Origin of the sequence: Sphingobium fontiphilum (assembly GCF_014196635.1) — a bacterium.
Taxonomy (GTDB): Bacteria; Pseudomonadota; Alphaproteobacteria; order Sphingomonadales; family Sphingomonadaceae; genus Sphingobium; species Sphingobium fontiphilum.
Genome location: NZ_JACIEB010000006.1, coordinates 14,461 through 39,330 on the forward strand (window position 1 = coordinate 14,461; position 24,870 = coordinate 39,330).

Consider the following 24,870-nt stretch of genomic DNA (forward strand, 5'->3'; position numbering starts at 1 on the left):
ACGGAAAGCGTCCGGCGGTCAATATCGCCGGTGGGGCCGGTGCGGGCGTGCGAAAGGCATGTGTAAACGGGCCGCTAGTCGAGGAAGACCGGCTTTCGTCCCTCGCGCGCGGCCAGCAATGTTTCGGCGTGGTCCGGCCCGGCCAGCAGCGTCCGTTGCTCGTCGGATTCGGCGATCAGGATCGCGCCGGCATCCTGATCCGCCGGTTCGTTGAACAGGCGCTTTGCCGCCCGCACCGCACGAGGGCTGTTGGCGGCGATCATTCGCGCCAGAGCCGTGGCCTCCGCCAGCGGGTCGGCGGCGATCCGGGTGACGACGCCCAGCGCCACGGCTTCCTCAGCCGCGATGATCCGTCCGCTAAAGGTGAGGTCGCGCATCACATCGTCGCGGATGACGCCGCGGTAAAGCGCCATGCCGCCCAGATCGGGCACCAGTCCCCAGCGCGCCTCCATCACCGAAAGCCGCGCATCGGGCGCGGCAATGCGGATGTCGGCGGCCAGCGCGATCTGAAAACCCGCGCCCAGCGCCACGCCGCTGATCGCGGCGATCACCGGCACGGGCAGTGTGCGCCAGCCCCAGGCCGCCTGTTGCAGGGCGTTGGCCGGGCCATGGCTGCGCGCCATCAGGTCGGGCGCCTGCCCGCCCGCCAGCATGGCGAGGTCGATCCCCGCGCAGAAGTCGCCCCCCGCCCCCGACAGCACGACACAGCGCAAACCGGGCATGGCCGCCAGATCGTCGATCGCCGCGCGAATGGCGACGAAAGCCTCCGCGTCCAGCGCATTCTTGCGGTCCGGGCGGTTCAGCCGAACGTCGGCGACGCCATCGGCCAACACAACGGTGATGCGGTCGCTCATGCCCTGCCCGCGCACAGCCGGTCCAGCGCCTCCCCATATTCGCGCTTCAGCCGCGCAATGACCGTTGCCGCAGGTTCAACGGCGTGGATCGCCCCAATGCCCTGCCCGCATCCCCAAATGTCGCGCCACGCCTTCTTGTCGGCTGCAATGGCGGCGAAATCCATCTTGCTGGGGTCCGATTGCGGCAGATTGTCGGGGTCCAGCCCCGCCGCCACGATCGACGGACGCATATAATTGCCATGCACTCCGGTAAACAGGTTGGAATAGACGATGTCATCGGCGCTGCAGTCGACTATCGCCTGCTTATAGGCGGGTGCGGCATTCGCTTCCTGCGTCGCGATGAACAACGACCCGGCATAGCCCAGATCAGCGCCCAGGGCGCGGGCCGCGGCGATCGAGCGGCCATGGGCGATGGCCCCCGACAAGGCCAGCGGACCGTCGAACCACTCGCGAATTTCCTGAATCAGCGCAAAGGGCGATTGCACGCCCGCATGGCCCCCCGCGCCCGCCGCCACCGCGATCAGGCCGTCCGCGCCCTTTTCGATCGCCTTGCGCGCGAAGCGATTGTTGATGACATCGTGCAGGACGATGCCGCCATAGGAGTGAATGGCGGCGTTGACGTCCTCTCGCGCGCCCAGCGATGTGATGACGATGGGCGCCCGGTGCGCCACGCACAGGGCCAGATCCTCATCCAGCCGGGCGTTCGAGCGGTGCACGATAAGGTTGACGGCAAAGGGCGCATCCTGTTCGGTCAACTCGGACCCTAGCCGATGCAGCCATTCATCCAGCACGCCCGATGGACGGGCGTTGAGCGCCGGGAAAGCGCCGACGATGCCGGCCCGGCATTGCGCGATCACCAGTTCGGGCTGCGATATGATGAACATCGGCGCACCGATCAGCGGCAGCGACAGGCGCGACTGCAACAATGTTGGCAGAGCCATGCATCTCCCTCTCTTAACCCTTTGTCGTTCTGACACGGGGATCGCTAACACCGGCAACCCGGGCTGGCGAGCATCAAAATGCGGGATCGGAGGCTCCCACTGGCTGTATTGCCCGTACAATACAGTTGTGTTACCCTTGTCCCATAGTGGCGATTCAAGGAATATGGCGATGTATAGCGAAGGCGACCTGCAAGACGCCGTAGCGGCGGGGGCGATTTCGGCGGAGGCGGCTGATGCGCTGCGCGCCCATGTCGCGACCCTGCGCGCCAGCCCGGTGGTGGATGAAGAACATTTCCGCCTGCTGACCGGCTTCAACGATATTTTCGTCGGCATCGCCGCAATCATCCTGTTGGTCGCCGTCGCATGGCTGGGCAACAGCATGCGACTCGGCGCGTCGACGCATGCGCCCTCGATCATGTCCGGCCTGCTGGTGGCGGGGGCCAGTTGGGGGCTTGCCGAATATTTCACCCGCGAACGGCGCATGGCGTTGCCCAGCATCATCCTGCTGCTGGGTTTCACCGGCGGCGTCGCTTTTGGACTGGCTGCGCTGGTGGGACAGATCTTCCCCCATGCCGGGGACCGGCTGGCCGCTTTGCTGGCGGCGGGCATCGCGGCGCTGACGGCCGGGGCGACATGGCTGCACTGGCGGCGTTTCATGGTGCCCATCACCGTGGCGGCGGGCGCGGCGGCCGCCGCTGGCGTTGGCGGCGGCCTTATCCTGGCCGCAGTGCCCGCGATGGAGGATCATGTCTTCTGGCTGGTGCTGGCCGCCGGGATCGCCATCTTCACGCTCGCCATGCGATGGGACATGAGCGACCGGGGCCGCACGACGCGGCGATCCGACGTCGCCTTCTGGCTGCACCTGACGGCCGCGCCGATGATCGCCCATTCGATGTTCCAGTTGCTGGGCGTGTTCCAGGGCGACATCGGCACCGGCAGGGCGGTGATGATCATCGCCCTCTATATCGCCTTTGGTCTGGTGGCTCTGGCGGTCGACCGGCGGGCGTTGCTGGTGTCGAGCCTCGCCTATGTGCTCTATGCGCTTTATGCCCTGTTCCGGCAGGCTGGCGCGGTGGAATTGTCCTGGGCCTTCACGGCGCTGGTCATCGGTTCGGCGCTGCTGCTGCTCTCGGCCTTCTGGCACCGCGCCCGCGCCATGGTGATCGGCGGATTGCCCGACGGCATCATCGGGCGGCTGCCCTATCTGGATCGCGCGGCGGCCTGACGGGTTTTCAGCCGCCGCCCAAAATGTCGCGGGCGCGCACGGACAGCCGGTCGACGGCGGCGGCGTGGATGCCCGGCGCGCAGCACAGCACGCCAAAGGCGGTGGGCCGGGGCCGGTTGAACTGCAATGGCTGGCCCAGCGCGTCGCTGACCGCCGCCCCCGCCTCGCTGGCGATCAGGGCGGCGGCGGCGATGTCCCATTCATTGCCCCAACGCACGGTGGCGACCAGATCGGCCTCATCCGCCGCCACCATCGCCATGCGCAGGGCAATGCTGTTGGGCTTTTCCACCATGGTCAGATCCTGATCGACGCGGGGCAGATGGTCGGCGGGTACGCGCGCGCCTTGCAACATCGTCCGGCGTCCCGCCGCCAGATTCTGTCCGTTGCGTATCGCCCCCTGCCCCGCGACCGCGATCCAGGTTTCATTGCGCGCGGGGGCAGCCAATATGCCCAGCCGCACCACGCCATGTTCGACGAGCGCCACCGAAACCGCCCAGCCGGTGCGACCGCGCAGATAATCGCGCGTGCCATCGATCGGATCGACCACCCACACGCGGGCGAGGTCCAGCCGATGCACCGTGTCCGCCGTCTCCTCCGACAGCCAGCCTGCGGACGGATCTATGGCGGACAGGCTGTCGCGCAGCATGGCGTCGAGCGCCAGATCGGCCTCGCACACAGGCTCGCCCGGCTTCTTTTCCCACTGGCGCACCCGCGTGTCGCCGCCCGCCCACAGGGCAAGGGCATGGTCGGCCGCATCGGCCACGGCGGCGGCGACCGCCCGGATGGGAATATCAGGCGCCTGCAACGGTCATCCCGTCCACCCGCAGCGTCGGCACATTGACGGCATAGCGGAAATGAAGGTCGTTGGCCGGCGTCAGCGCGCGGAACATGTCGCGCAAATGCCCGGCGATGGTGATTTCAGACACGGCCTGAACCACCACCCCATTTTCGATCAGAAAGCCAGACGCGCCACGGCTGTAATCGCCGGTCACGGTGTTGACGCCCATGCCGATCAGTTCCGTGACGTAAAGGCCGCGCTTCACATCGGCCATCAATTCGCCAGCGGTAGCCGTTCCCGGCTCCATATGCACATTGCTGACGCCCGCGCCCGGCGATCCGCCTGCGCCACGACTGGCGTGGCCGGTGGGTTCCAGCCCCAGTTGCCGCGCCGACGCGCTGTCGAGCAGCCAGCCGGTCAGCACGCCATGGTCGATGATCGCGCGCCGCGCCGTGGGCAATCCTTCGCCATCGAAGGGACGCGAACGAAGCCCGCGCGGCCGCAACGGATCGTCGACGATGCTGACCCCGGCGTCGAACAAGGCCTCGCCCAGCGCATCGAGCAGGAAGCTCGACCGGCGGGCGATGGCCGGGCCGACAATGCCGCTCATCAGATGGCCGATAAGGCTGGACCCGATGCGCGGATCGAAGATGATCGGCATCACCCCGCTTTCGATGCGGATCGGGTTCAGCCGTGCGACCGCCCGCTGGCCGGCGCGGCCGCCAATGGCATGGGCGGCGTCCAGGTCGGCCAGGTGGCGCACCGAATGGCTGGCATGATCGCGCTGCATCCCCGCGCCCTCGCCCGCCAGCACGCTGGCCCAGGTCGAATGCGACGTCGCGCCATAGGCGCCCGCGAAACCATGGCTGGTGACGAGCGCGACCTGGCTGCGCCCGGTGGAGGCGCCACCGCCTTCCGAATTGGTGACGCCCGGCACGGCGCGGGCCGCGTCCTCCGCCTCCAGCGCGCGTTCGCGCAGGGTGGCGGGTTCCGGCTCCTGCGTGTCGATCAGGTCGAGCGATGGCGGGCGCTTGCGCAGCAGCCGGTCTTCGGGCGCCAGGCCCGCCCAGGGATCTTCGGGCGCTTCGCGGGCCATGGCGACGCAACGGTCGACCAGCGTGGCCAGCGTCGCCGGGTTCATGTCCGACGCGGAAATGGTGGCCGACCGTTGCCCGACGAACAGGCGCAGGCCGATCTCTTCCCCTTCGGAGCTTTCCACATCCTCCAGCGCGCCCATGCGCACCGCCACTGTGGTGGAGGCGTTGCAGGCATAAAGCGCGTCCGCCGCATCCGCCCCCGCCTTGCGCGCCGCCTTCACCAGATCTTCGGCGCGGGTCTGGGCTTCATCCAGGCTGAGCATGGGACGGCGTTGTTCCTTTCGCGGTTGAAGTCCCCGGCCTTACGCGCTTGCGGCAGGGGGCGCAATGGAGGGGCGATCCGAGCCTGGGGGGTCAGGCGGAGGCGTCCTGCCGGGCCAGCCAATGAACCAGCAAGTGACGGGCGACAGCCATGGGCGGCGGCGCAATAAAGGGCGCGCCCGCCTCCCCCGCGAGCGCCGCGCGCACCCCGGCCGCGTCGCACCAGAAGGCATGTTCGATCTCGCTTTCGTCCAGCGTCAGCCGGTCGTCGCGGGCCTGCGCGATGCAGGCGATCATCAGCGATGCGGGGAAAGGCCAGGGCTGGCTCATCACATAGCGGACCTGATCGACCCTGATCCCGGCCTCCTCCCATAATTCGCGGGCGACCGCTTCCTCGATCGTCTCGCCCGGCTCGACGAACCCGGCGAGCGCGGAATAGCGGCCGGGCGGAAAACGATGCTGGCGGCCCAGCAATATCCGCCCGCGATGTTCGGCCAGCATGATCGTCACCGGGTCGACGCGCGGGAAATGTTCGGCTCCACATGATCCGCAAAGCCGCGCCCAGCCGCCCTTTTCCGGCCGGGTTTCATGGCCGCAGCGGGCGCAGAAGGGATGGCGCGCATGCCAGTCGATCAGGCTGCGCGCCGCGCCGTAAAGCGCCAGTTGATCGGGTGCGAGAACGCCCGCCAATTCCCACACGGCTGGCGCAAAAACGGCGCCATGCGGAATGTCGCGCGCCAGAGGCGCGAACAGCGGACCGTCATCATCCACGCCCAGCAAAACATGTTCCGCCAGCGCCGCGCGGCGGGGGATCGGTTCGCAGGCCAGTCGCTCGCCATCCGCCACCGGGTCCAACCCGTCGAGCACCAGCCGTCGGGCGGATCGCTGCGCAAAGGCTTCAGCCAGCTTTTCCGGGCTCGTCCGTATCTGGTCGGCGCGATCCAGCGTGCCGCCGACAAAGCCGGGCATTGACAGGTCAGCGGGCATCTTGATCCTTTCGGTCGATCATCGCGACGTCGGCCGCGCGGGCGAATAATGTCGGCAGGCCTGCTTCACCGATACGGTCGATCGGCCACCATTCGCCCTCTCCGGGCGGCTCGCCATCCCATGCGGCGCGGTGCACGGTCAGCGCAAGCGAGAAATGGGTGAAGACATGGGTGACCGGCGGATCCAGTCTCCGCCAAGGGGCATCGACCGGCGGCGTGGCATCGGGCGCATCGCTCCAGTCGGAGGTGGGCAGCGCCCGCATCCCGCCCAGCATCCCGCGCCCCGGCCGCCGGACGAGCCACACATGGCCAGCCCGTTCGATCCACCAGCCATGGCCCAGCCGGTGCGGCCGCGCCTTTTTGGGCGCCTTGACCGGGAAGGCGGCCGGATCGCCGCCGCGGAAAGCGGCGCAATCTTTCCGCAGCGGGCAAATGCCGCAGGCGGGGTTGCGCGCGGTGCAGATGGTCGCGCCCATATCCATCATCGCCTGCGCGAAGTCGCCCGCGCGCGCCTCGGGCGTGATCGCGTCGGCGGCGGCGCGGATGGCGGCGCGCGCGGCCGGCAGAGGCTGCGCAATGGCGAACAGGCGGGCGACGACACGCTCGACATTGGCGTCCACCACTACCGCCCGGCGACCAAAGGCGATGGCGGCGATGGCGGCCCCGGTATAAGCGCCGATGCCCGGCAGGGCGCGCAACGCCTCCTCCGTATCGGGGAAAGCGCCGCCATGCTCACGCGCCACGACCCGCGCGCAGGCCAGAAGGTTGCGGGCGCGGGCATAATAGCCAAGGCCCGCCCAGGCGGCCATCACATCGGCGTCATCCGCCCCCGCCAGCGCCTCCACCGCCGGCCAGCGGGCAGTGAAACGATCAAAATAGGGAATCACCGCCGCCACGGTCGTTTGCTGGAGCATCACTTCCGACAGCCAGACGCGATAGGGATCGGTCGCATTGCTGCCCGGCGGCGCGCGCCAGGGCAGGCGACGGGCATGAACCTCATAATGCGCCAGCAAGTCGCGCGCGATGGTGGCGGGGGCAGCGATTTTCGTAACGGACGGCTCGACGGGCATGACCGCCCTATGCCATTAAGCAGCGCATGAAGGAACGCCCGCCCAAGCCGGAGAAGGAAAAGGCCGCTGACCGTGCGCGCACCGGCGGGCCGCGCGCCATTGCCGACCTGATGCCCGAAATCGGCCGCGCGGCGTTCCGCAAATTCGGCTTCGTGCAGGCGAGCATCGTGACCCGCTGGCCCGACATTGTCGGCCCCCATTATGCCGACATCACCATGCCCGATTTCATCCGCTTTCCCGTGGGCCAAAAATCGGGCGGCACATTGCAGATGACGGTCGAGGGCGGCCACGCGCCAATGGTGCAGCACGCCATTCCCGACATTGTGGAACGGGTGAACCGCTTTTTCGGCTATGGCGCGATCGCCAGGGTGACGATGAAACAGGGCCGGATCACACCCGCCCGAGCCGAAACCCGGCCGCCGCCCGCCAATCTGAAACCCGTGCCCCTCGACCTGGGCGATTCGCTGCGCGGCATTGGCGATCCGGAATTGCGCGCGGTGCTCGAATCGCTGGCGCAGGGTATCGCCAACAGCAGCGGCGTGCCCAAAATCGGATGATCAACCCGCCGTTCCGCCCCGGTTCAGGAACGGGCGACCAGATGGATAGCCCATGATGACGCGATTCGTGCCCTTTGCCCTTCTGGCCCTTGCGGCCGCCGCCCCCGCCATGCTGAGCGCCGCGCCCGCGCCCAAATGGACGGCGCAAGTCGCATTTTCGCCCGTGGGCGGCCATGTGATGGGCAATCCCGCCGCCCCCACCAAGCTGGTCGAATATGTCAGCTACACATGCAGCCATTGCGCCCATTTCGTGGCGGAATCGGCCGGCCCGCTGCGCACCGGCTATGTTTCGACCGGCAAGGTCAGCGTAGAGGTGCGCAACGCGGTGCGCGACAAATATGACCTGACCGCCGCACTGATCGCTCGATGCGGCGGCAAGGCGCGCTTCATGGGCAATCATGAGGCGATTTTCGCCAATCAGGATGCGTGGATGCCGAAAATCATCGCCTATGACGGCGACAGCGCGGCAAAGCCGACCGATCAGGTCGCCGCCATGCGCGACATCGGGCAGAAAACCGGCCTCTATGCGCTGATGGCGAAACGCGGCTTCACGCCCAAACAGCTCGACGCCTGCGTCGCCGATCCCGCCGCGCTCAAACAGGTGCTGGCCATGACCAACCATGCCTGGCGCGAGCTGAAGATCAGCGGAACGCCCGCCTTCACCGTCAACGACAAGATGGTGGGCGGCCCGACATGGGACGCCGTGCGCGCCGCATTGCCCGCTGCCGCCAACTGATCTAGACCACCCCCCGATCCCTCGCTTTCACCCGTTCAGGAGCCGCGTAATCCCCATGAAGCGTCTGTACAGCATCGCCGTCCTGGCCCTGTCCCTCTCGCTCGTCGCCTGCGGCAAGGAGGAGGGCAATGGATCGACGCCTTCGGGCGATCCGGTGGCCGCTGTCGCCGCGCCCGCCGGCACAAGCTGGGCCGACACGATCAACCAGACGCCCGAGGGGCATTTCGTAATGGGCAATCCCAATGCGGCGGTGAAAGTGGTGGAATTCGGTTCCTACACCTGTTCGCACTGCGCAGAGTTCAGCAAGGAAGCGAGCGAGGAAATCCGGGAGCTGGTAAACACCGGCAAGATGAACTTCGAATTCCGCCCCTTCCTGCGCGATCCCATTGACCTCACCTCCGCCCTGCTGGCGCGCTGCGGCGGCAAGGATGTGTTCTTCCCCATGACCGAACAGTTGATGGCCAATCAGCAGGCCATGTTCGAAACGCTCCAGTCCAATGAAAATGCGCTGAAGGCCGCCGAAACCGCGGCCCCGGCGCAGCGTTTCGGCATCATCGCCAGCGCCCTTGGCTTCATCGAATTCGCGCAGCAGCGCGGCATTTCCGAAAGCCAGGCCAGACAGTGCCTGGCCGATAGCGCCACCGCCGAAAAACTGGCGGCCGATGTTCAGAAGGTGAGCGAGGAATATGATATCCAGGGCACGCCCAGCTTCGTCATCAATGGCGCGCTTCAGGAAAACACATCCAACTGGGCGACGCTGCGCGCAAAGCTGCGCGAAGCGGGCATCTGATTGGAAAAAGGGGGGCGTCCTTCCTGCCTGACTGATCCCGCCGGGCGCGGAGCGCGGCGATGGAAATAAGACGCCTCAAGCTTTCCGGCTTCAAGAGCTTCGTCGACGCGACGGAATTGCGGATCGAGCCGGGCCTGACGGGCATCGTCGGCCCCAATGGCTGCGGCAAATCCAACCTGTTGGAGGCGATCCGGTGGGTGATGGGCGAATCGAGCGCCAAATCCATGCGCGGCGGCGGCATGGAGGATGTGATCTTCGCGGGCACCGCCAGCCGCGCCCGCCGCGATTTCGCGGAAGTATCGCTTCTCGCCATTCAGGAACAGGGCGACCTGTTCTCCTCCGCGCCGGTGGGCGCCGACGGCGAACTGGAGGTGATGCGCCGCATCGAACGCGGCGCGGGCAGCGCCTATCGCGCCAACGGCCAGGACGTGCGCGCCAAGGACGTCGCGCTGATCTTCGCCGACGCCGCCACCGGCCCGCATAGCCCGGCGCTGGTCAGCCAGGGCAAGATCGCCGCCGTCATCGCCGCACGTCCGCAGGAGCGGCGCGCGATGCTGGAGGAGGCGGCGGGAATCGCCGGCCTGCACGTTCGCCGCCGCGACGCCGAACAGAAATTGCGCGCGACCGAGGCGAATCTGGCGCGGCTGGACGAAGTGCTGGCGGACATGGACAATCGCGCCAACGCCCTGCGGCGGCAGGCGCGGGCGGCCGAACGCTATATCCGCCTGTCCGAGGAGATACGCGTTGCCGAGGCGCGGCTGATCTTTGCGCGCTGGCGCGAGGCGGCGGCGGCGGCGGACGCAGCGCGGGCCGAAGCGAAGGCGGCGGCGGACGCGGTGATCGCCGCGCAAGAGGCGCAAATGGCCGCCGCCGCCCATACCGAAGCCGCCGTGACCACGCTTTCCGAGCGGCGGGCGGCGGCGCAGGCCAGCCGGGAGGCCGTGTCGGACATCCAGAACCGCTTGCACATCATGACGGCCGACCGCGACCGGGCTGTGGCGCGATCATCGGAACTCAGGGCGCTGGCCGACCGGCTGGAGGAGGACCGGGCGCGCGAGGGATCGCTGGCCCATGACGCGGCGGCGGCGATCGAGCGGCTGGCGCTCGAAGGCGCGGCGCTGAAGGAACGGATCGCCGAGACGCAGGCAGCCCTGCCCGCCCTATCCGCCCGGCTGGCCGAACTGGAGCGTGCGGCGCGCGATGCGGAGGTTGATCTTGCCCGTGCGGTTGCGCGGCAGGCGACCGAACAAGCCGAATTGCGCGTGGCCGACGCGGCATTGGCGGGCGCGCAGGCGCGACTGGACCGCGCGAACAGGTCCGTCGCGCAACTGGACGCGGACAGCCGCGCCCTGCCCGACCTCGCGCCGCTCGAAGCACAACGCGCGCAGGCCGAACAGAGCCAGCGACAGGCGGCGCAGCATCGCGCCGACGCCGAAGCCGCCATTGCGCAGGCACAGGCAGCGCGGCAGGCCGCAGCCGAGGAACGCGGCTTAGCGCAGGCCGCCCTTGCCAGTGCGCGGGCGACGCTGGCCGCGCTGGACAGCGAAGCGGCGGCCCTGCGCCGCGCGGTCGACAGCGGCGGCGGCGGGTCGGCGCGGGCGCTTGACCGGGTGAAGGCGGCGCCGGGATATGAACGCGCTCTGGCTGCCGCGCTGGGCGACGATCTGGAAGCGCCCATCGGGGCGGAAGGCAAGCGGCGCTGGTCCGGCGCCAGCGCGATGCCAGACGACCCTGCTTTACCGCCCGGCGCCAGCCCGCTGGCCGCCCATGTCGACGCCCCCGCCGAACTGGCCCGACGACTGGCGCAGGTGGCTGTCGCGGACAGCGACGAAGGCCAGCCGCTGGCAGTAGGGCAACGGCTGGTGACGCGGGCTGGCCTGCTGCGCCGCTGGGACGGCTATGTTGCGAGCGAAAGCGGCGCGGCGGCGGCCGAGCGGCTCATCCGCATAAACCGGCTGGCCGAAATCGAGGCGCAAAGGGCGCCGGCGGCAGTCGCAATGGAAGAGGCGCAGGGCCAACTCGCCCTCGTAACGGCAACCGAACAGTCCGCCGTCGCCGCCGAGGATGCTGGACGCGCGGCGCTGAAGCTCGCCGAACAAAAGCTGCGCGACGCGATCCGCGCCGGCGACGAGGCGACCACCGCGATCGAACGGCTGGCCGGGCGACGCGAGGCCGTTGAGGAACGACTGATCGAAGCGCGGCGGGAGCAGACGGCGGCGCAAGAGGACGTCGAACGCGCGCGGACAGCGCGGGCCGCCGTGCCGGATGGAGCAGAAACCAGGGCGCTGGTGACGGCGCTGACCCAGGCCAATGAAGCCGCCCGCGCCGCCGTGGCCCAGATCGGCACGCAACAGGCCATGGCCGAACGGGCCATCGCCCATGACCGCGAGCGGCTTTCCGTCAGCGAGGCTGACGCGAAAGGCTGGCGCGCGCGCGCCGGGGAAGCGGCCAGGCGGATCGCCGCCATGGCGGGTCGCGCCGAAGCGATTGAAACGGAAAGCCTGGCGATTGCCGGCGAGCCGGAGCGGCTGGCCCTAGAGATCGCCGCCCTTAATGCCCAACGCCAGGCGCTGGATGCCACTGCCGCCGAGGCCCGAACCGCCGAGGCGGAGGCGGAAGCCGCGTTGAGGCAGGCCGAGGCGCGCGCGCGGGAAGCCGGCGAGGCGCTGGCCAATGCGCGCGAGGCGCGGGCCGGGGCGACCGCGCGCGCCGATGGCGCCGACGAACGCCGGGTGGAAATGAACCGCCTTTCGGGTGAACGCTTCGAATGCCCGCCGCCGCTGCTGCCCGAACGCATCGGTTTCGACAGCGCCGCCATCCGTATCGCCCAGACGGAACTCGCCGAACATGACCGGGTCCATGCGGAACGCGAACGGATTGGCCCGGTCAATCTGGTCGCCGCCCAGGAACTGGACGAACTGGAAACCACCCAGGCGAAGAGCCGGGTCGAGAGCGAGGAACTGACCGTTGCGATCAACCGCCTGCGCGGCTCCATCGGCAGCCTCAATCGGGAAGGGCGGCAACGGCTGCTGGCCGCGTTCGAGGCGGTCGACGGCCATTTCCGGCGACTGTTCACCACCCTGTTCAACGGCGGACAGGCGCATCTGGAACTGATCGACAGCGACGATCCGCTGGAGGCGGGGCTGGAGATCATGGCCCAGCCGCCGGGCAAGAAGCTGGCGGCGCTGACATTGTTGTCGGGCGGGGAACAGGCGCTGACCGCCGTCGCTCTCATCTTCGGCCTGTTCCTGACCAATCCGGCGCCAATCTGTGTGCTGGATGAAGTCGACGCGCCGCTGGACGACGCCAATGTCGAACGCTTTTGCGACCTGCTCGACGCGATGGTGGGGCAGACGCGCACCCGTTATCTGATCGTCACCCATAATGCCGTCACCATGGCGCGGATGCACCGATTGTTCGGCGTGACGATGGTCGAACCGGGGGTCAGCCGTCTGGTGTCGGTCGATCTGGGCGGCGCAGAGGCGCTGCTGGGCGCAGCAGGGTAAGCGCTCAGCCGCGCTGGGCGAAGGCGAGGCGCACCGGCTGCGCCGCATCGCCGCCTTCATGGATGCACACCCGGTCGCGGCCGAGCGATTTAGCGTCATACATGGCCTTGTCGGCGTGGGCGATGGCGGCGCTCAGGTCGCCGTCAGCGCCCATCGCGGCGATACCGAAGCTGGCGGTCACCCGCCCGCCATCGGGCAGGATCGCCAGGTCGCGCAGCGCGCGGCGAATCTGCTCCGCCAGCGCGCGGGCGGCATGGATGTCGGTGCGGCCGAGCATCAGGGCGAACTCCTCCCCGCCCATGCGCCCGAACAGATGATCGCCGCGCAAATGCCGCCGAACGCACGCCGCGACCGCGCGCAGCACGTCGTCGCCGCAACCATGGCCGAACAGGTCGTTGATCCGCTTGAAATGGTCGAGATCGATGAGGACGATGGAGGCCGCCTGCGCCCGGCCCCGGCGGCGCAGAGCATCGGCGCAGTCCTCTTCAAAACCGCGCCGATTGAGCGCCTTCGTCAACGGATCGGTGCGCGCGGCGATCCGCAACTGCCGAGCCAGATCGCCCGCCAGCAGCAACACGATGACGATGCCCGTCCCCATGAACAGCACCGGCAGGCCGGTCAGCAACACGGCCCGCCCGGCGTTGGTCTCGCACCCGCAATCGGTAAGCCGGAAAAAGCCCACGACCGCGCTGAAAATGGCGAAGCCCAGCAGGACGATGATCGCCATGATTTCGGTTCCGCTGCTGCGTCGCTCGCGCCCGACCAGCGTCAGGGCGGCAAGCGGCAGGAAGAGCGCGCGCACGAATTGCGGCACAGCCAGCGCATAATGGGCCTGCCCCAGCCAGTAAGTCACACCGACCAGAACCGCCGTCGCCGCCATGATCCCGACCAGCAGCGCCCATCGCCGGGGCGCGCCGATCCGTTCGCGAAAACCCATGAACAGCAGGATGGAAACCGCCCCGCCCGCCCATGTCGACCCGATGAAGGTCGGTGCGGTTTCAGGCAGGAAGCTGTTATAGCCGCCAATGATCGCCCATTGCACGGCGGCCAGACCAAAGGCCCCCGACCAGATGAGCGCATGGCGAACGCCGCCCAAAGCCCGCCACGACACCAGCAATCCTGCGCACAAGATCATGCTGACGAGCGAGAGCCCGAACATGATTGCAGCGTCGGAGGTGAAGGACATCATCGGGCGCTTATCGGGAAAACTGATTACCAACTGGTAAGGCCGGATTTTTCGGCGATCATCCCCCGGCATTGACGGGCAGGCCAATTTTCCCGGGGCGGTCATTGGCGCGGAACGGCTCATCGACCATGAAGGTTCGCTATCGTTCCGGAGACGCGCGCCGCCATGCACCTGCCCCCCTTTCGCCTCGACAACTGGTTGTCGGCACACGACTTTGCCGACCCTCCGATCGCATGGAATCTCGCGTCCAGCACTGGCCCGCGCTGGACCGTCGGCGCATTGTGCGCCCTTGGCGAAGAACCGCTCGACCTGTCCACGACCGTGATGAGTTATGCCCCGCCCCAGGGTAGCCCGGCACTGCGCACGGCGGTGGCGGATTTTCATGGGGTCGATGCCGGGCAGGTGTTGATATCCACCGGCGCGTCAGAGGCCCTGTCGGCGCTCTTCTGCCTGCTGGCGCGGCCCGGCGCCCATGTGCTGATGCCCGATCCCGGCTATCCCGCCTATGCGGCCATGGCGGGGGCCTGGGGCATGGAGGCGCGGCTTTACCGCCTCGACCGCGCTGATGGCTTTGCCCAGCGGGCCGATGCGATCCGCGCGATGGTGGACGACGATACGGCCGCAGTAATCGTCAACACGCCACACAACCCCACCGGGTCGGTCATGCCCCGCGCGGAAATAGCCGCGCTCGCCGCCGACCTTGAACACACGCAAGCGCCGCTGCTGGTCGACGAGGTCTATCATCCGCTCTATTTCGACCCGCCACAGGCGTCGGCGGCGGGCATCGCCAACACCATTGTGATGAGCGACATGTCGAAGGCGCTGTCGCTGCCGGGTCTGCGGATCGGCTGGATGGTGGTGGACGACCCGGTCTTGCGCGAACGGCTGGTCGACGCGCGCAGCTATTTCACCATCAGCGGCTCGCCCCTGACCGAAGCGCTGGCGACGCAGGCCCTGCGCCATCGCGGGGCCATCATCGACCGGCTGGAGGGAGTGGCCCGCGCCAATATCGCAACGCTCGACCAGTTGATCGCCGGTTCGGACGACCGGCTGCGCTGGGTGCGGCCACAAGGCGGCACGACATGCTATCCATGGATAGCGGACGGGCGCGACAGCCGGGCGCTATGCGAAAGGCTGGCGGCGCGCGGCGTGCTGCTGGCGCCGGGCGATTGTTTTGGACAGCCGGATCATATGCGCCTGGGCTTCACCCAGCAGGAGGATGGCTTCGCACAGGCCTGCGCCATCATCGCGGAAGAGGTCGCCCGGCTTTAGCGCCTCAGCCGCGCTTGCGGCGTTGGAACAGGCGCATATGCCGCAACCGGCGGAACAGGCCGCGCTGGTGCAGCGGTTCGAACATTTCCTGCGGCCCCTCGGGGTCCAGCACTTCATGATCGGCCAGCCATTGCTGCACATCATTGAGGTTCGGCGTGACATAGGGGCGCAACGTCCGCCCCGCCTTGTGCCGTAGTTCCTCGATCGCCGCGATCAGGCCGCGTTCGGCCATTACGGCGGCGACGCGTTCGACCGGCAGATCCAGATGCTCCGCGATCAGGCCATCGCGGATTTGCACGATCCTGTCCTGCGCACCGGCGTTAGCGGGAAGTGCGCCGTCGATAGTCACATCGCATTCCGTATCCAGCCGCATGGACCGGTTGTTCATGTTCGACGACCCCACCCGGATCGAACGGCCGTCGACGATCATCACCTTGGCATGAACATAGATGGGAACGCCGCGCGCCGTGAACGGGTGATAGATGCGCAGACGATCATGGATGTCGCGCGCCTTCAGCGCTTCGAACAGGCGCGCGCGCGCGGTGTCCATCGCCTGCTGCTCCAGCCAGCCATCGGCCTGCTGAGGATTGATAATCACAATTTCCGGGCCATCCGGCTCCACCAGCCGCGCGGCGATCGCCTCCGCCACCTTGCGGGATGCGAAATACTGGCTTTCGGCATAAATATGTCGGCGCGCCGACGCGATCTGGCGGATATAGAGCTGTTCGATCTCGGTGCAGGGCTGCTGATCGTCCAATTCCGGCGCGGTCCTGGCGATGGCGACATCGACATCGTGAAAATCGACGGCCAATGCTTCGGGCCAGCAATCATGCGCGCCCTCGACCGGTTGCAGGGGCTTGCCGCCCGCCGCGATCCAGCGGTCGCGGCCATGTTCGCCCAGCACGGCTGCGACCGGCCCCTGCAAGGCGGTTGTCGCATCGTGCCAGGGGCCATAGGGCGTGCCGTCGGGATGTTTGCGCCCCGGCTCGTCATCGCGGTGCAGGCGCGTGTCCCACCGATCGCCGGTCATGTCGATGCCGCCGCAAAAGGCCAGGCAATCGTCGATCACCACGATCTTCTGGTGATGGGACGCCGCCGGGGGATGGTGCCCATCCAGCTTCACCGTGATGCGCCGGTGCGCCATCCAGCGCCAGGTGGTGGCCAATGTCCGCGGTCGCACCATCGACTTGATCGCGCCGACATCCCAGCGGAGCAGGAATATTTCCAGATCGGGCCGGTTTCGGACCAGCCAGAGGATGAAATCGCCGATGATCGGCGGCGCGTCATCGCGGGCCTCCTGCTGCCGGATCATGGTGATGCCGGGGTCGAAATCCCAACCGATCAGCATGATCCGTTTCCTGGCGCGCAGCATCGCAGCGCGGGCGTGGCGGAAATAATCCTGCGCGTCGATGATGACGCTGGCCCGGTCGGCGCGGGCGATGCGCCAGCAATCCTCCCCCTCTTGCGGCCCCGCGTTCATGCGCTGCCGATGACAAGGCAGGCGAGCAGCATCACAAATCCGGCAAAACGATTGGATCGGAACTTGGCCAGCGGATCGACCCCATCCTCCTTGAGCGTCGCCACCTGCCACAGGAGATGCGCCGCCATCGGCAACAGGGCGAGCAGCGCCAGCGCCTGTGGCCGCACCTGCCAAAGCGCTGCGGCCCAAAGCGCCAGCGCCGCCGCATAACAAAGAGTGACCCCCGAACGCACATGCCGACCCATCGACAGGGCGCTCGACCCGATGCCAATCAATGCGTCGTCCTCCCGGTCCTGAAGCGCGTAGATGGTGTCATAACCCACGACCCAGAAAATGGTGCCGCCATAAAGGAGCAGGCCCGGCAGAGTCAGTGCCCCCGCCGCCGCCGCCCAGCCGACCAGCGCCGCCCAGGAAAAGACGAGACCCAGCCATATCTGTGGCCAGCCCGTGATCCGCTTCATAAAGGGGTACGCCGCAACCAGCGCCAGCGAGGCGAGCGCCACGATCTGCGCATAAAGCCGCAGTTGGAGCAGCACGACCAGCCCGATGAGGCAGAGGACCAGCAGCCACGCCCAGGCCAGTTTGAGCGACACGGCCCCGCTCGCCAGCGGCCGGGCGGCGGTGCGCGCGACCTGCCGGTCGAGATCGCGGTCGACAATGTCGTTGAACACGCAGCCCGCGCCGCGCATGGCGATGCTGCCGATCAGGAACCACAGGATGAGCGGCCAACGCGCGACCGCTTCGCCCGCCAGCGCGATGGCCCATGCGCCCGGCCAGAACAGCAGCCACCAGCCGATCGGCCGGTCAAGCCGCGCCAGCAAGACCAGCGCGCGCGGCGTTGCGGGCAGTCGCGCGACAAGGCCGCGCGTTTCGCTGTCGGGAACAATGGTATGATTCACGGCCGCTCCGTTCGGGCGCGCTTGTCGCCGCCCCGATCTTCCTTAAAGAGGGGCGTGGCCTTTCGACAAGCTCGGGGCGAAGGAAAGAGACAAAATGACCGCAACCCCCGCATGGCCGCCGCAAAGCGCGCCGCGCCTGTTTGTTGCAAGGCCGCTGGGCGAAGGGGTGGCCGTACCGGTTGACGGCAATGGCGCCCATTATCTGATCAGCGTGATGCGGGTGAAGGCCGACGACATCGTGCTGCTGTTCGACGGACAATCGGGCGAATGGGCGGCGCGGGCGCGCGACATTCGCAAGCGCGACCTGTTGCTGGTCTGCGAAACGCGAACGAAGCCGCCGGAAACAGCGCCTGATTTCTGGCTGTGCTGCGCGCCGATCAGGAAGGGGCGGATCGACCTGATCGCGGAAAAGGCGTGCGAACTGGGCGTCGCCCGGCTGCAACCGGTGCTGACCCGGCGGGCGGTGGTGGACAAGTTGAACCTTGACCGGTTGCACGCCCATCTGGTGGAGGCGGCCGAGCAATGCGGGCGCACCGCGCTGCCAGCCCTGTCGCCCATGGTGAAGCTCGACGCGTTGCTGCGCGACTGGCCCGCCGACCGCACGCTGTTCTTCGCCGATGAGACGGGCGGCCCGCCGATGGCGCAGGCCTTTGCCGATCATCCGGGGCCTGCCGCGCTGCTGATCGGGCCGGAGGGCGGCTTCGATCCGGCGGAGCGCGACGCCATTCGCGCGCACCCGGCCGCCGTCGCCATGTCGCTGGGACCGCGGATATTAAGGGCGGAGACCGCCGCCATCGCCGCCACCGCCGCCTGGATGACGATCAACGGCGACTGGCGCTGAAACAGAAAAACAGTTTCAATTCGAAATGAGATTGAAGCCATGATAGACGCGCCTTATGTAGCGCAAGCCGCGCTTGTTTGACGCGCGCAGGGGAAGGATTAAGGCCGGGGCATGAGCACCAGAACCGACTCAGGGGGGAATGATCCCGTCATCGAGAGCCGCGACCAGTTGATCGCGGCCTTTTCCAGAGGCGAAAAGCCCAAGGATCGCTGGCGGATCGGCACCGAGCATGAGAAATTCGTCTATGCGCGCAAGGACCATCACGCCCCTTCCTATGAGGAAAAGGGCGGCATTCACACGCTGCTCATCGGCCTGACCCGCTATGACTGGAAGCCGATTTTCGAGGGCGAGAATATCATCGCGCTCGCCGGGCCGGACGGCACGATCAGCCTGGAACCGGCCGGACAGCTTGAATTGTCGGGCGCCCCGCTCGACAATCTGCATCAGACCTGCGCGGAAACCGGGCGTCACCTGGAGCAGGTGAAATATGTCGGCGACATGCTGGGCCTGGGCTTTCTCGGCCTTGGCATGTGGCCTGACAAGAGCCGCGACGAACTGCCCATCATGCCCAAGGGGCGTTATGGCATCATGCTCAATCATATGCCGCGCGTCGGGTCGCTGGGCCTCGACATGATGCTGCGCACCTGCACCATCCAGACCAACCTCGATTATGGCAGCGAGGCGGACATGGCGCAGAAATTCCGCGTGTCGCTGGCGCTGCAACCGCTGGCGACCGCGCTGTTCGCCAATTCGCCCTTCACCGACGGAAAACCCAATGGTTATCTGTCCTATCGCAGCCACATCTGGTCGGACACCGACCCGGGCCGCACCGGCATGTTGCCCTTCGTGTTCGAAGACGGCTTCGGCTATGAACGCTATGCCGATTATGCGCTCGACGTGCCGATGTATTTCGTGTTCCGCGACGGCCAATATATCGACGCCGCGGGCCAGAGCTTCCGCGATTTTCTTGACGGGCGCTTGCCCGCCTTGCCGGGCGAAAAGCCGACGGAAAAGGACTGGGAGGATCACCTCTCCACCGCCTTCCCCGAAGTGCGGATGAAGAGTTTTCTGGAAATGCGCGGCGCCGACGGCGGTCCGTGGGGCCGCATCTGCGCCCTTCCCGCCCTGTGGGTCGGACTGCTCTACGACCAGGGCGCGCTCGACGCGGCGTGGGACGTGGTCAAGGACTGGACCATGGAGGAGCGGCAGACACTGCGCGATTCCGTGCCGAAACTGGGCCTCGACGCCCCCATTGGCGGCGGGCGGAAACTGCGCGACATTGCCGGGCAGGTGCTCGACATCGCGCGGTCGGGTCTTGCCGCACGCGCCCGGCTCAACAGCGCGGGCGACAATGAAACCGGCTATCTGGCCGCGCTGGACGAAGTGGTCGCATCGGGCAAGACCCATGCCGAACGGCTGCTCGACCGCTATCGCGGCGAATGGGCGGGCGACCTGTCGCGCGTCTATGCCGAGGAAAGTTTTTAGGACGCCCTATTCGGCCGGGTGCAGCCCGGCCCTTGCGCCTGATCGCTTGCCCGTCACCCAGGCAAAGAAGCGCGGCGCCGGACCGTTGCGTTCCATCCATTCGCTATAGGCGCGATAGTCGGGATCGGCGGACAGATGCTTTTCCTCGGTCTTCGCGCGCCAAAAATAGACCGCGTTGGTCGCGGCCAGCATCGCGCAATTGCGGGCGATGTCGGCGATGCTGCCCGACACCGCCAGGAACGGCATGCTGGAAAACCACCAGAAGAGATTCTTGGAAAGATAGGCCGGGTGCCGGGTCCAGCGATAGGGACCGTGGGTCAATATGCCGCGATGGGTGAGGTTCGAAAAGCGCAGGCCAAAGGCGACCGTCGCCCAGGCGTAAAGGCCCGTCAACACCACCAGCCAGCCGCCCAGCAGCCATTGCAGAGGCGTGTTCCCCTGCGTCCACACAAACCATTCAGCGCCACCCGCATGATAATCCAGCGGCCCGCCGCCGCCCATCAGCACGAAGGGCGGATAGCAGATCAGCGCCGCCAGCCAGCCCGCCAGATAGGGATTGGCGGTGCGGATATGCGCGTCGAGCGGCTTCATGGTCAGCACATAGCCGACGGTCGCCATCACCACGTCGATCATGAACATGACCGCAATCAGGAACAGCGCCAGATCGACCGGATTGCTGATCGCGCGGCCGATGCTCCAGCCGACGACGTCGGCGAAATTGCCCGGCACGATCGACACCATGAAGGCGAGGAAAAAGCCCTTCACCGCCCAGGCGCGGGCATGATGGGCGACCTGCGCCATGTCGGGCGCGCCCGCCGCCCCGCCGATCACCCATTGGCCAAAGGCGTATGTCGCGTCGCGCGGCTCCCTCAGGCGGCGGTCAAGCCATGTCACATAGGGGATGGACAGCAGCACAAGGCCAGGCGCCGACCAGGCGAACAGGTCCATGGCGAAATGATAATTGCCCTGCCAGTACCACCGCGCCAGACAATAGAAGATGGCGATGGCAAGCCAGGTCGCCCATAATCCGGCAATCTTGACCAGCGCAGTATCGAAGGCTGACCGCCATGGCCGTGGCGCCATGTCCCAGTCGATTCCCGTCGATGCATTGCGATGCACCCGGTCGACCAGCAGCGACCACAGCACCATGGGCAGCGCGCAGGCGGCGACCGCCGCGAAACCGGCATTCGGCCCGTTCATGCCATAATGGCGGGCGACCAGCGTCCAAAGGCCCAGGCCCACGAGTCCGGCAAGGCCGACGCCATGGCTGACCGCCGATTTCGGGCAAGGATCGGATGAAGGCTCCATCCCGCCTGCCTTAGCCAAAAATGGTAAGCAAGCGATGAAGGGCGGGCGGGATCATCGCGCGATCAGTCGACGGGCGCTGCCGGTTGCGGCCTGGGTGTCGACGGCCAGCTTCTTCACCTCCGCCGCGACCACGGCAAAGCCATGGCCGGCATGGCCCGCGCGCGCCGCCTCTATGGATGCATTGAGCGCCAGCAAATTGGTCTGGCGGGCGATGGTGTCGATGGTTTCGACGATGTCGGCAACCTTGCCCAGCACATCCTCGACCACGGTGCGCCGGTCTTCTTCCTGCATGAGCAGCGATCGTTCGGCATCGACGCGCGCGGCGATGGCGCGCTTTTCTAAACTGATGTCGTGGGCGAACTTGATGATGCCGGTCTGACGGCCATCGGCGTCGAACACCGGATTGTAACTGCCGCGAATCCAGACTTCCTCGCCCTGCTTGTTGCGCCGGGCATATTCGCCGGTATCGAAACGGCCTGACTGCAACCTGTCCCAGAAGTGGCGATAATTGGCCGTGCGCACATAGTCTGCATCGCAGAACAACCGGTGGTGACGCCCCGCAATCTCCTCAAAGCGATAGCTGAAAAGGTCAAGAAAGCGGTCATTGGCGGCTGTCACGTGGCCGGTCATGTCGAAGCTGATGATGGCTGTCGACCGATCCATGGCGCGGCACATTTCCAGGGGATCAATCGCAAGCCCGTGCATCATTACCTCCAAACTTGGGCCGCTTTGGAGGAAACAGGCCTAAAGAAACATTAACTTTGAAATTTTTGCTGGAAAAACAGATGAATGGCAGCGATTCTCCGCTATCCGGCCAGGCCGTCAAACACCAGCTTGCCGCCCAGCAGCACCAGCAGCACATTCACCAGGGTATAGAAAATCCGGCCATTGACCCGCCGGACCAACCACACGCCGCCAAAGGTCGACAGGATCGCAACCGGCATCAGCATAGCCGAAACATGCAGGTTGGCGGCGGAGAACTGCCCCAGCGCCCAATAGGCCGGGACCTTGGCCCAGTTGATGATGGCGAAAAGGATGGCGTTGGTGCCGGCAAATTCCAGATGCGGCAGCTTTTTGGGCGTCACCCACATCTGGAACGGAGGGCCGCCAGCATGGGCGACCTGGCTGGTGAAACCAGTCAACACGCCAAAGAGCGTGCCGACCCAGCCGGGCGACGTGGACGCCGCCACCCTGCGCCCGCCCCGCTCGATCCAAAGCCGCCACAGGCCGAACAGCATCGATATGCCGCCGACCACCGCCAATATCGCGCCGACCGGCAGTTTTTCCGCGAACAGCCAGCCAAGCGCGATGCCGATAATCGCGCCGGGCAACATGACCGCAACGATATGGCGGTTCCAGTGGCGGCGGAATGCCCAAACGCCCACCGCATCCTGCACGATCAGAATCGGCAGCAATATGGCGGCGGCCGTCACCGGCGACATCACCAGCGCCAGGATGGGCATGGGCAAGGCGCCGACGCCGACAAAGCCGCCCTTTGCGAAACCGACGATGATCGTCGCGACAATGACCAGCGCGATGACGGGGGCGGACCAGTCGATCATCGGCCAGCCGCCCGCGTCAATGAGGGACGATCAGCGATCGCGACGCCCCAGCAAGCGCAGGCGCAGGGCATTGAGCTTGATGAAGCCCGCCGCATCGCGCTGGTCATAGGCGCCCGCATCATCCTCGAACGTCACGACCTTCTCGCTGTAGAGCGAATAGGGCGACTTGCGGCCAACAACGTAGACGCCGCCCTTGTAGAGCTTCAGGCGAACCGTGCCGGTCACCTTCTGCTGGCTGTAATCGACGGCGGCCTGCAGCATCTCACGCTCCGGCGAGAACCAGAAGCCGTTATAGATGAGTTCGGCATATTTGGGGGCGAGTTCGTCCTTGAGGTGGGCCGCGCCGCGATCCAGCGTGATCTGTTCGATACCGCGATGGGCGAGGTGATAGATGGCGCCGCCCGGCGTTTCATACATGCCCCGCGACTTCATGCCGACGAACCGGTTTTCGACAAGGTCCAAGCGGCCGATGCCATGTTTGCGGCCATAGTCGTTGAGGGTTTCGAGCAGGGTGGCGGGCGACATGCCCACCCCATTGATGGCGACGCCGTCACCCTGCTCGAAATCAATGGTGATATATTCCGGCGCGTCGGGCGCATCCTCCGGATTGACCGTGCGCGAATAGACGAAATCGGGGGTCTCCTCCCACGGATCCTCCAGCACTTTCCCTTCCGAAGAGGTGTGCAGCATGTTCGCGTCGGTCGAGAAGGGGCTTTCGCCGCGCTTGTCGCGAGGAATCGGAATCTGGTGCTTTTCGGCGAATTCGATCAGCCTGGTGCGGCTGGTCAGATCCCATTCGCGCCAGGGCGCAATCACCTTCACGTCGGGCGACAGGGCATAATAGCCCAGTTCGAAGCGGACCTGATCGTTGCCCTTGCCGGTTGCGCCGTGCGATACGGCATCCGCGCCGACCATTTTCGCGATCTCGATCTGGCGCTTGGCGATCAGCGGACGGGCGATGGAGGTGCCCAGCAGATAGAGCCCCTCATACAGCGCGTTCGCGCGCATCATCGGAAAGACATAATCCTTCACGAATTCCTCGCGCAGGTCGTCGATGAAGATATGTTCTTCCTTGACGCCCATCAGCCGGGCCTTGGCGCGGGCGGGTTCCAGTTCCTCGCCCTGCCCCAGATCGGCGGTGAAGGTCACGACTTCGCAACCATAGGTCTGTTGCAGCCATTTCAGGATCACGCTGGTGTCGAGACCGCCCGAAAAGGCGAGAACGATGCGGTTGATCTTGTCGGACATGTACGGGGCGACCCTTCCTGAAATGGCGCGATTTACCGGCGCGCCGGTATCAGGCGCGGCGGCGAAGCGCAACGGAAAGAACGCCTTTGCGCCGCGTCAGGCGCGCGCCAGCACCGCGTCGGCGACATAGGGATTGGTGCGCCGTTCGATGGCGAAATTGCTCATTTCGCCATGGCCGGGGACAAAGGCGGTGTCGCCGCCCAGCGGCCAGAGCTTGTGCGTGATCGAGTCGATCAGATCCTGATGATTGCCACGGGGGAAATCGGTGCGGCCGATGGACCCCTTGAACAACACGTCGCCGACGATGGCCAGCTTGCTGGGCGCGTGGTGAAAAATCACATGGCCCGGCGTATGGCCGGGGCAATGGATGACGTCCAGCACCAGTTCGCCCACCTGCACCTGATCGCCATCCTTCAGCCAGCGATCCGGCTCGAAAGCCTCGCCCGGCAGGCCCCAGCGCACGCCATCCTGCGGCAGGCGGTCGATCCAGAAACGGTCGTCCTCATGCGGCCCTTCGATCGGCACGCCCAGGTCGCGGGCGAGCACCCCGGTCTGCCCGCAATGGTCGATATGGCCATGGGTGACCAGCAGCTTCTCGACCGTCACGCCATGCTGCTGCGCTGCGGCCTTCAACCGATCAATATCGCCGCCCGCATCGACAAAGGCGCCCTTCATCGTCTTCGTGCACCAGAACAGCGTGCAATTCTGTTGCAAGGGGGTGACGGGAATCAGCACGGCTTTGAGCGGGGGCGTGGTCATACGCCCGATGTGGCGAAGGCGCGAGGCCG

Annotated in this window: 22 protein-coding genes; 8 read left to right on the forward strand and 14 right to left on the reverse strand. The window is 66.7% G+C overall.

The window, feature by feature from the left end:
- Positions 1-74 precede the first annotated feature (74 nt).
- Positions 75-854: a crotonase/enoyl-CoA hydratase family protein gene (locus tag GGR44_RS12430; protein WP_183955923.1), complete on the reverse strand. Its 780-nt coding sequence runs from the start codon at positions 852-854 to the stop codon at positions 75-77.
- A complete protein-coding gene (locus tag GGR44_RS12435) occupies positions 851-1,795 on the reverse strand; it encodes an NAD(P)H-dependent flavin oxidoreductase (protein WP_183955924.1) in 945 nt (314 codons plus the stop codon). The genes GGR44_RS12430 and GGR44_RS12435 overlap by 4 nt, the downstream gene beginning before the upstream one ends.
- A gap of 169 nt (positions 1,796-1,964) precedes the next feature.
- Here GGR44_RS12435 and GGR44_RS12440 point away from each other — a divergent pair, with 169 nt between their 5' ends.
- Positions 1,965-3,020 (forward strand): hypothetical protein, encoded by a 1,056-nt coding sequence (locus GGR44_RS12440; protein ID WP_183956102.1) that lies wholly within the window; start codon positions 1,965-1,967, stop codon positions 3,018-3,020.
- Positions 3,021-3,027: 7 nt separating this feature from the next.
- Here the strand turns inward: GGR44_RS12440 and GGR44_RS12445 are convergent, their stop codons facing one another.
- The 4 genes from GGR44_RS12445 to GGR44_RS12460 form a co-directional block, all read right to left on the reverse strand.
- Positions 3,028-3,825: an inositol monophosphatase family protein gene (locus GGR44_RS12445; protein WP_183955925.1), complete on the reverse strand. Its 798-nt coding sequence runs from the start codon at positions 3,823-3,825 to the stop codon at positions 3,028-3,030.
- The gene (locus GGR44_RS12450; RefSeq protein WP_183955926.1) at positions 3,812-5,158 is read right to left on the reverse strand and encodes a TldD/PmbA family protein; all 1,347 of its coding nucleotides are present in this window, start codon (positions 5,156-5,158) and stop codon (positions 3,812-3,814) included. Before GGR44_RS12450 ends, GGR44_RS12445 begins: the two co-directional genes overlap by 14 nt.
- Positions 5,159-5,249: 91 nt before the next feature.
- Complete coding sequence (gene nudC, locus GGR44_RS12455; RefSeq protein WP_183955927.1) at positions 5,250-6,143, reverse strand: NAD(+) diphosphatase; 894 nt, start codon at positions 6,141-6,143, stop codon at positions 5,250-5,252.
- Positions 6,133-7,212 (reverse strand): A/G-specific adenine glycosylase, encoded by a 1,080-nt coding sequence (locus tag GGR44_RS12460; protein WP_183955928.1) that lies wholly within the window; start codon positions 7,210-7,212, stop codon positions 6,133-6,135. Before GGR44_RS12460 ends, nudC begins: the two co-directional genes overlap by 11 nt.
- Positions 7,213-7,238: 26 nt before the next feature.
- Here GGR44_RS12460 and GGR44_RS12465 point away from each other — a divergent pair, with 26 nt between their 5' ends.
- Genes GGR44_RS12465 through smc form a run of 4 tightly spaced genes read left to right on the forward strand, consistent with a single transcriptional unit; the run spans position 7,239 to position 12,801 of the window.
- Complete coding sequence (locus GGR44_RS12465) at positions 7,239-7,769, forward strand: DUF721 domain-containing protein (RefSeq protein WP_183955929.1); 531 nt, start codon at positions 7,239-7,241, stop codon at positions 7,767-7,769.
- Between the two features lie 55 nt (positions 7,770-7,824).
- Complete coding sequence (locus tag GGR44_RS12470) at positions 7,825-8,505, forward strand: thioredoxin domain-containing protein (protein WP_183956103.1); 681 nt, start codon at positions 7,825-7,827, stop codon at positions 8,503-8,505.
- A gap of 55 nt (positions 8,506-8,560) precedes the next feature.
- On the forward strand, positions 8,561-9,295 hold the full coding sequence (locus GGR44_RS12475; RefSeq protein WP_183955930.1) for a DsbA family protein: 735 nt from the start codon (positions 8,561-8,563) through the stop codon (positions 9,293-9,295).
- Positions 9,296-9,354: 59 nt separating this feature from the next.
- Positions 9,355-12,801, forward strand: a complete 3,447-nt coding sequence (gene smc / locus GGR44_RS12480) for a chromosome segregation protein SMC (protein WP_183955931.1) — start codon at positions 9,355-9,357, stop codon at positions 12,799-12,801.
- Positions 12,802-12,805: 4 nt separating this feature from the next.
- On the opposite strand, the gene GGR44_RS12485 is transcribed toward smc, so the two are convergent.
- Positions 12,806-13,990, reverse strand: a complete 1,185-nt coding sequence (locus GGR44_RS12485; RefSeq protein WP_183955932.1) for a GGDEF domain-containing protein — start codon at positions 13,988-13,990, stop codon at positions 12,806-12,808.
- A 162-nt stretch (positions 13,991-14,152) separates the two neighbouring features.
- On the opposite strand from GGR44_RS12485, the gene GGR44_RS12490 reads away from it, so the two are divergent.
- Positions 14,153-15,259: a pyridoxal phosphate-dependent aminotransferase gene (locus GGR44_RS12490; RefSeq protein ID WP_183955933.1), complete on the forward strand. Its 1,107-nt coding sequence runs from the start codon at positions 14,153-14,155 to the stop codon at positions 15,257-15,259.
- Positions 15,260-15,263: 4 nt separating this feature from the next.
- Here the strand turns inward: GGR44_RS12490 and GGR44_RS12495 are convergent, their stop codons facing one another.
- On the reverse strand, positions 15,264-16,739 hold the full coding sequence (locus tag GGR44_RS12495) for a phospholipase D-like domain-containing protein (RefSeq protein ID WP_183955934.1): 1,476 nt from the start codon (positions 16,737-16,739) through the stop codon (positions 15,264-15,266).
- Positions 16,736-17,638 carry a 4-hydroxybenzoate octaprenyltransferase gene (ubiA, locus tag GGR44_RS12500; protein ID WP_183955935.1) on the reverse strand — a complete coding sequence of 301 codons (903 nt, stop codon included), beginning with the start codon at positions 17,636-17,638 and terminating at the stop codon, positions 16,736-16,738. Before ubiA ends, GGR44_RS12495 begins: the two co-directional genes overlap by 4 nt.
- 94 nt (positions 17,639-17,732) lie before the next feature.
- Here ubiA and GGR44_RS12505 point away from each other — a divergent pair, with 94 nt between their 5' ends.
- Together GGR44_RS12505 and GGR44_RS12510 are read left to right on the forward strand one after the other, a co-directional pair.
- Positions 17,733-18,479 (forward strand): 16S rRNA (uracil(1498)-N(3))-methyltransferase, encoded by a 747-nt coding sequence (locus tag GGR44_RS12505; protein WP_183955936.1) that lies wholly within the window; start codon positions 17,733-17,735, stop codon positions 18,477-18,479.
- A gap of 111 nt (positions 18,480-18,590) precedes the next feature.
- Positions 18,591-19,964: a glutamate--cysteine ligase gene (locus tag GGR44_RS12510; RefSeq protein ID WP_183955937.1), complete on the forward strand. Its 1,374-nt coding sequence runs from the start codon at positions 18,591-18,593 to the stop codon at positions 19,962-19,964.
- Positions 19,965-19,970: 6 nt separating this feature from the next.
- Here the strand turns inward: GGR44_RS12510 and GGR44_RS12515 are convergent, their stop codons facing one another.
- The 5 genes from GGR44_RS12515 to GGR44_RS12535 form a co-directional block, all read right to left on the reverse strand.
- Positions 19,971-21,272: a methyltransferase family protein gene (locus tag GGR44_RS12515; RefSeq protein WP_183955938.1), complete on the reverse strand. Its 1,302-nt coding sequence runs from the start codon at positions 21,270-21,272 to the stop codon at positions 19,971-19,973.
- A gap of 51 nt (positions 21,273-21,323) precedes the next feature.
- Complete coding sequence (locus GGR44_RS17100; protein ID WP_281374253.1) at positions 21,324-21,935, reverse strand: methyl-accepting chemotaxis protein; 612 nt, start codon at positions 21,933-21,935, stop codon at positions 21,324-21,326.
- A 143-nt stretch (positions 21,936-22,078) separates the two neighbouring features.
- Positions 22,079-22,834 (reverse strand): sulfite exporter TauE/SafE family protein, encoded by a 756-nt coding sequence (locus GGR44_RS12525; protein ID WP_183955940.1) that lies wholly within the window; start codon positions 22,832-22,834, stop codon positions 22,079-22,081.
- Between the two features lie 30 nt (positions 22,835-22,864).
- Complete coding sequence (locus GGR44_RS12530) at positions 22,865-24,082, reverse strand: argininosuccinate synthase (RefSeq protein ID WP_183955941.1); 1,218 nt, start codon at positions 24,080-24,082, stop codon at positions 22,865-22,867.
- Between the two features lie 96 nt (positions 24,083-24,178).
- On the reverse strand, positions 24,179-24,841 hold the full coding sequence (locus tag GGR44_RS12535) for an MBL fold metallo-hydrolase (protein ID WP_183955942.1): 663 nt from the start codon (positions 24,839-24,841) through the stop codon (positions 24,179-24,181).
- Positions 24,842-24,870: the final 29 nt, after the last annotated feature.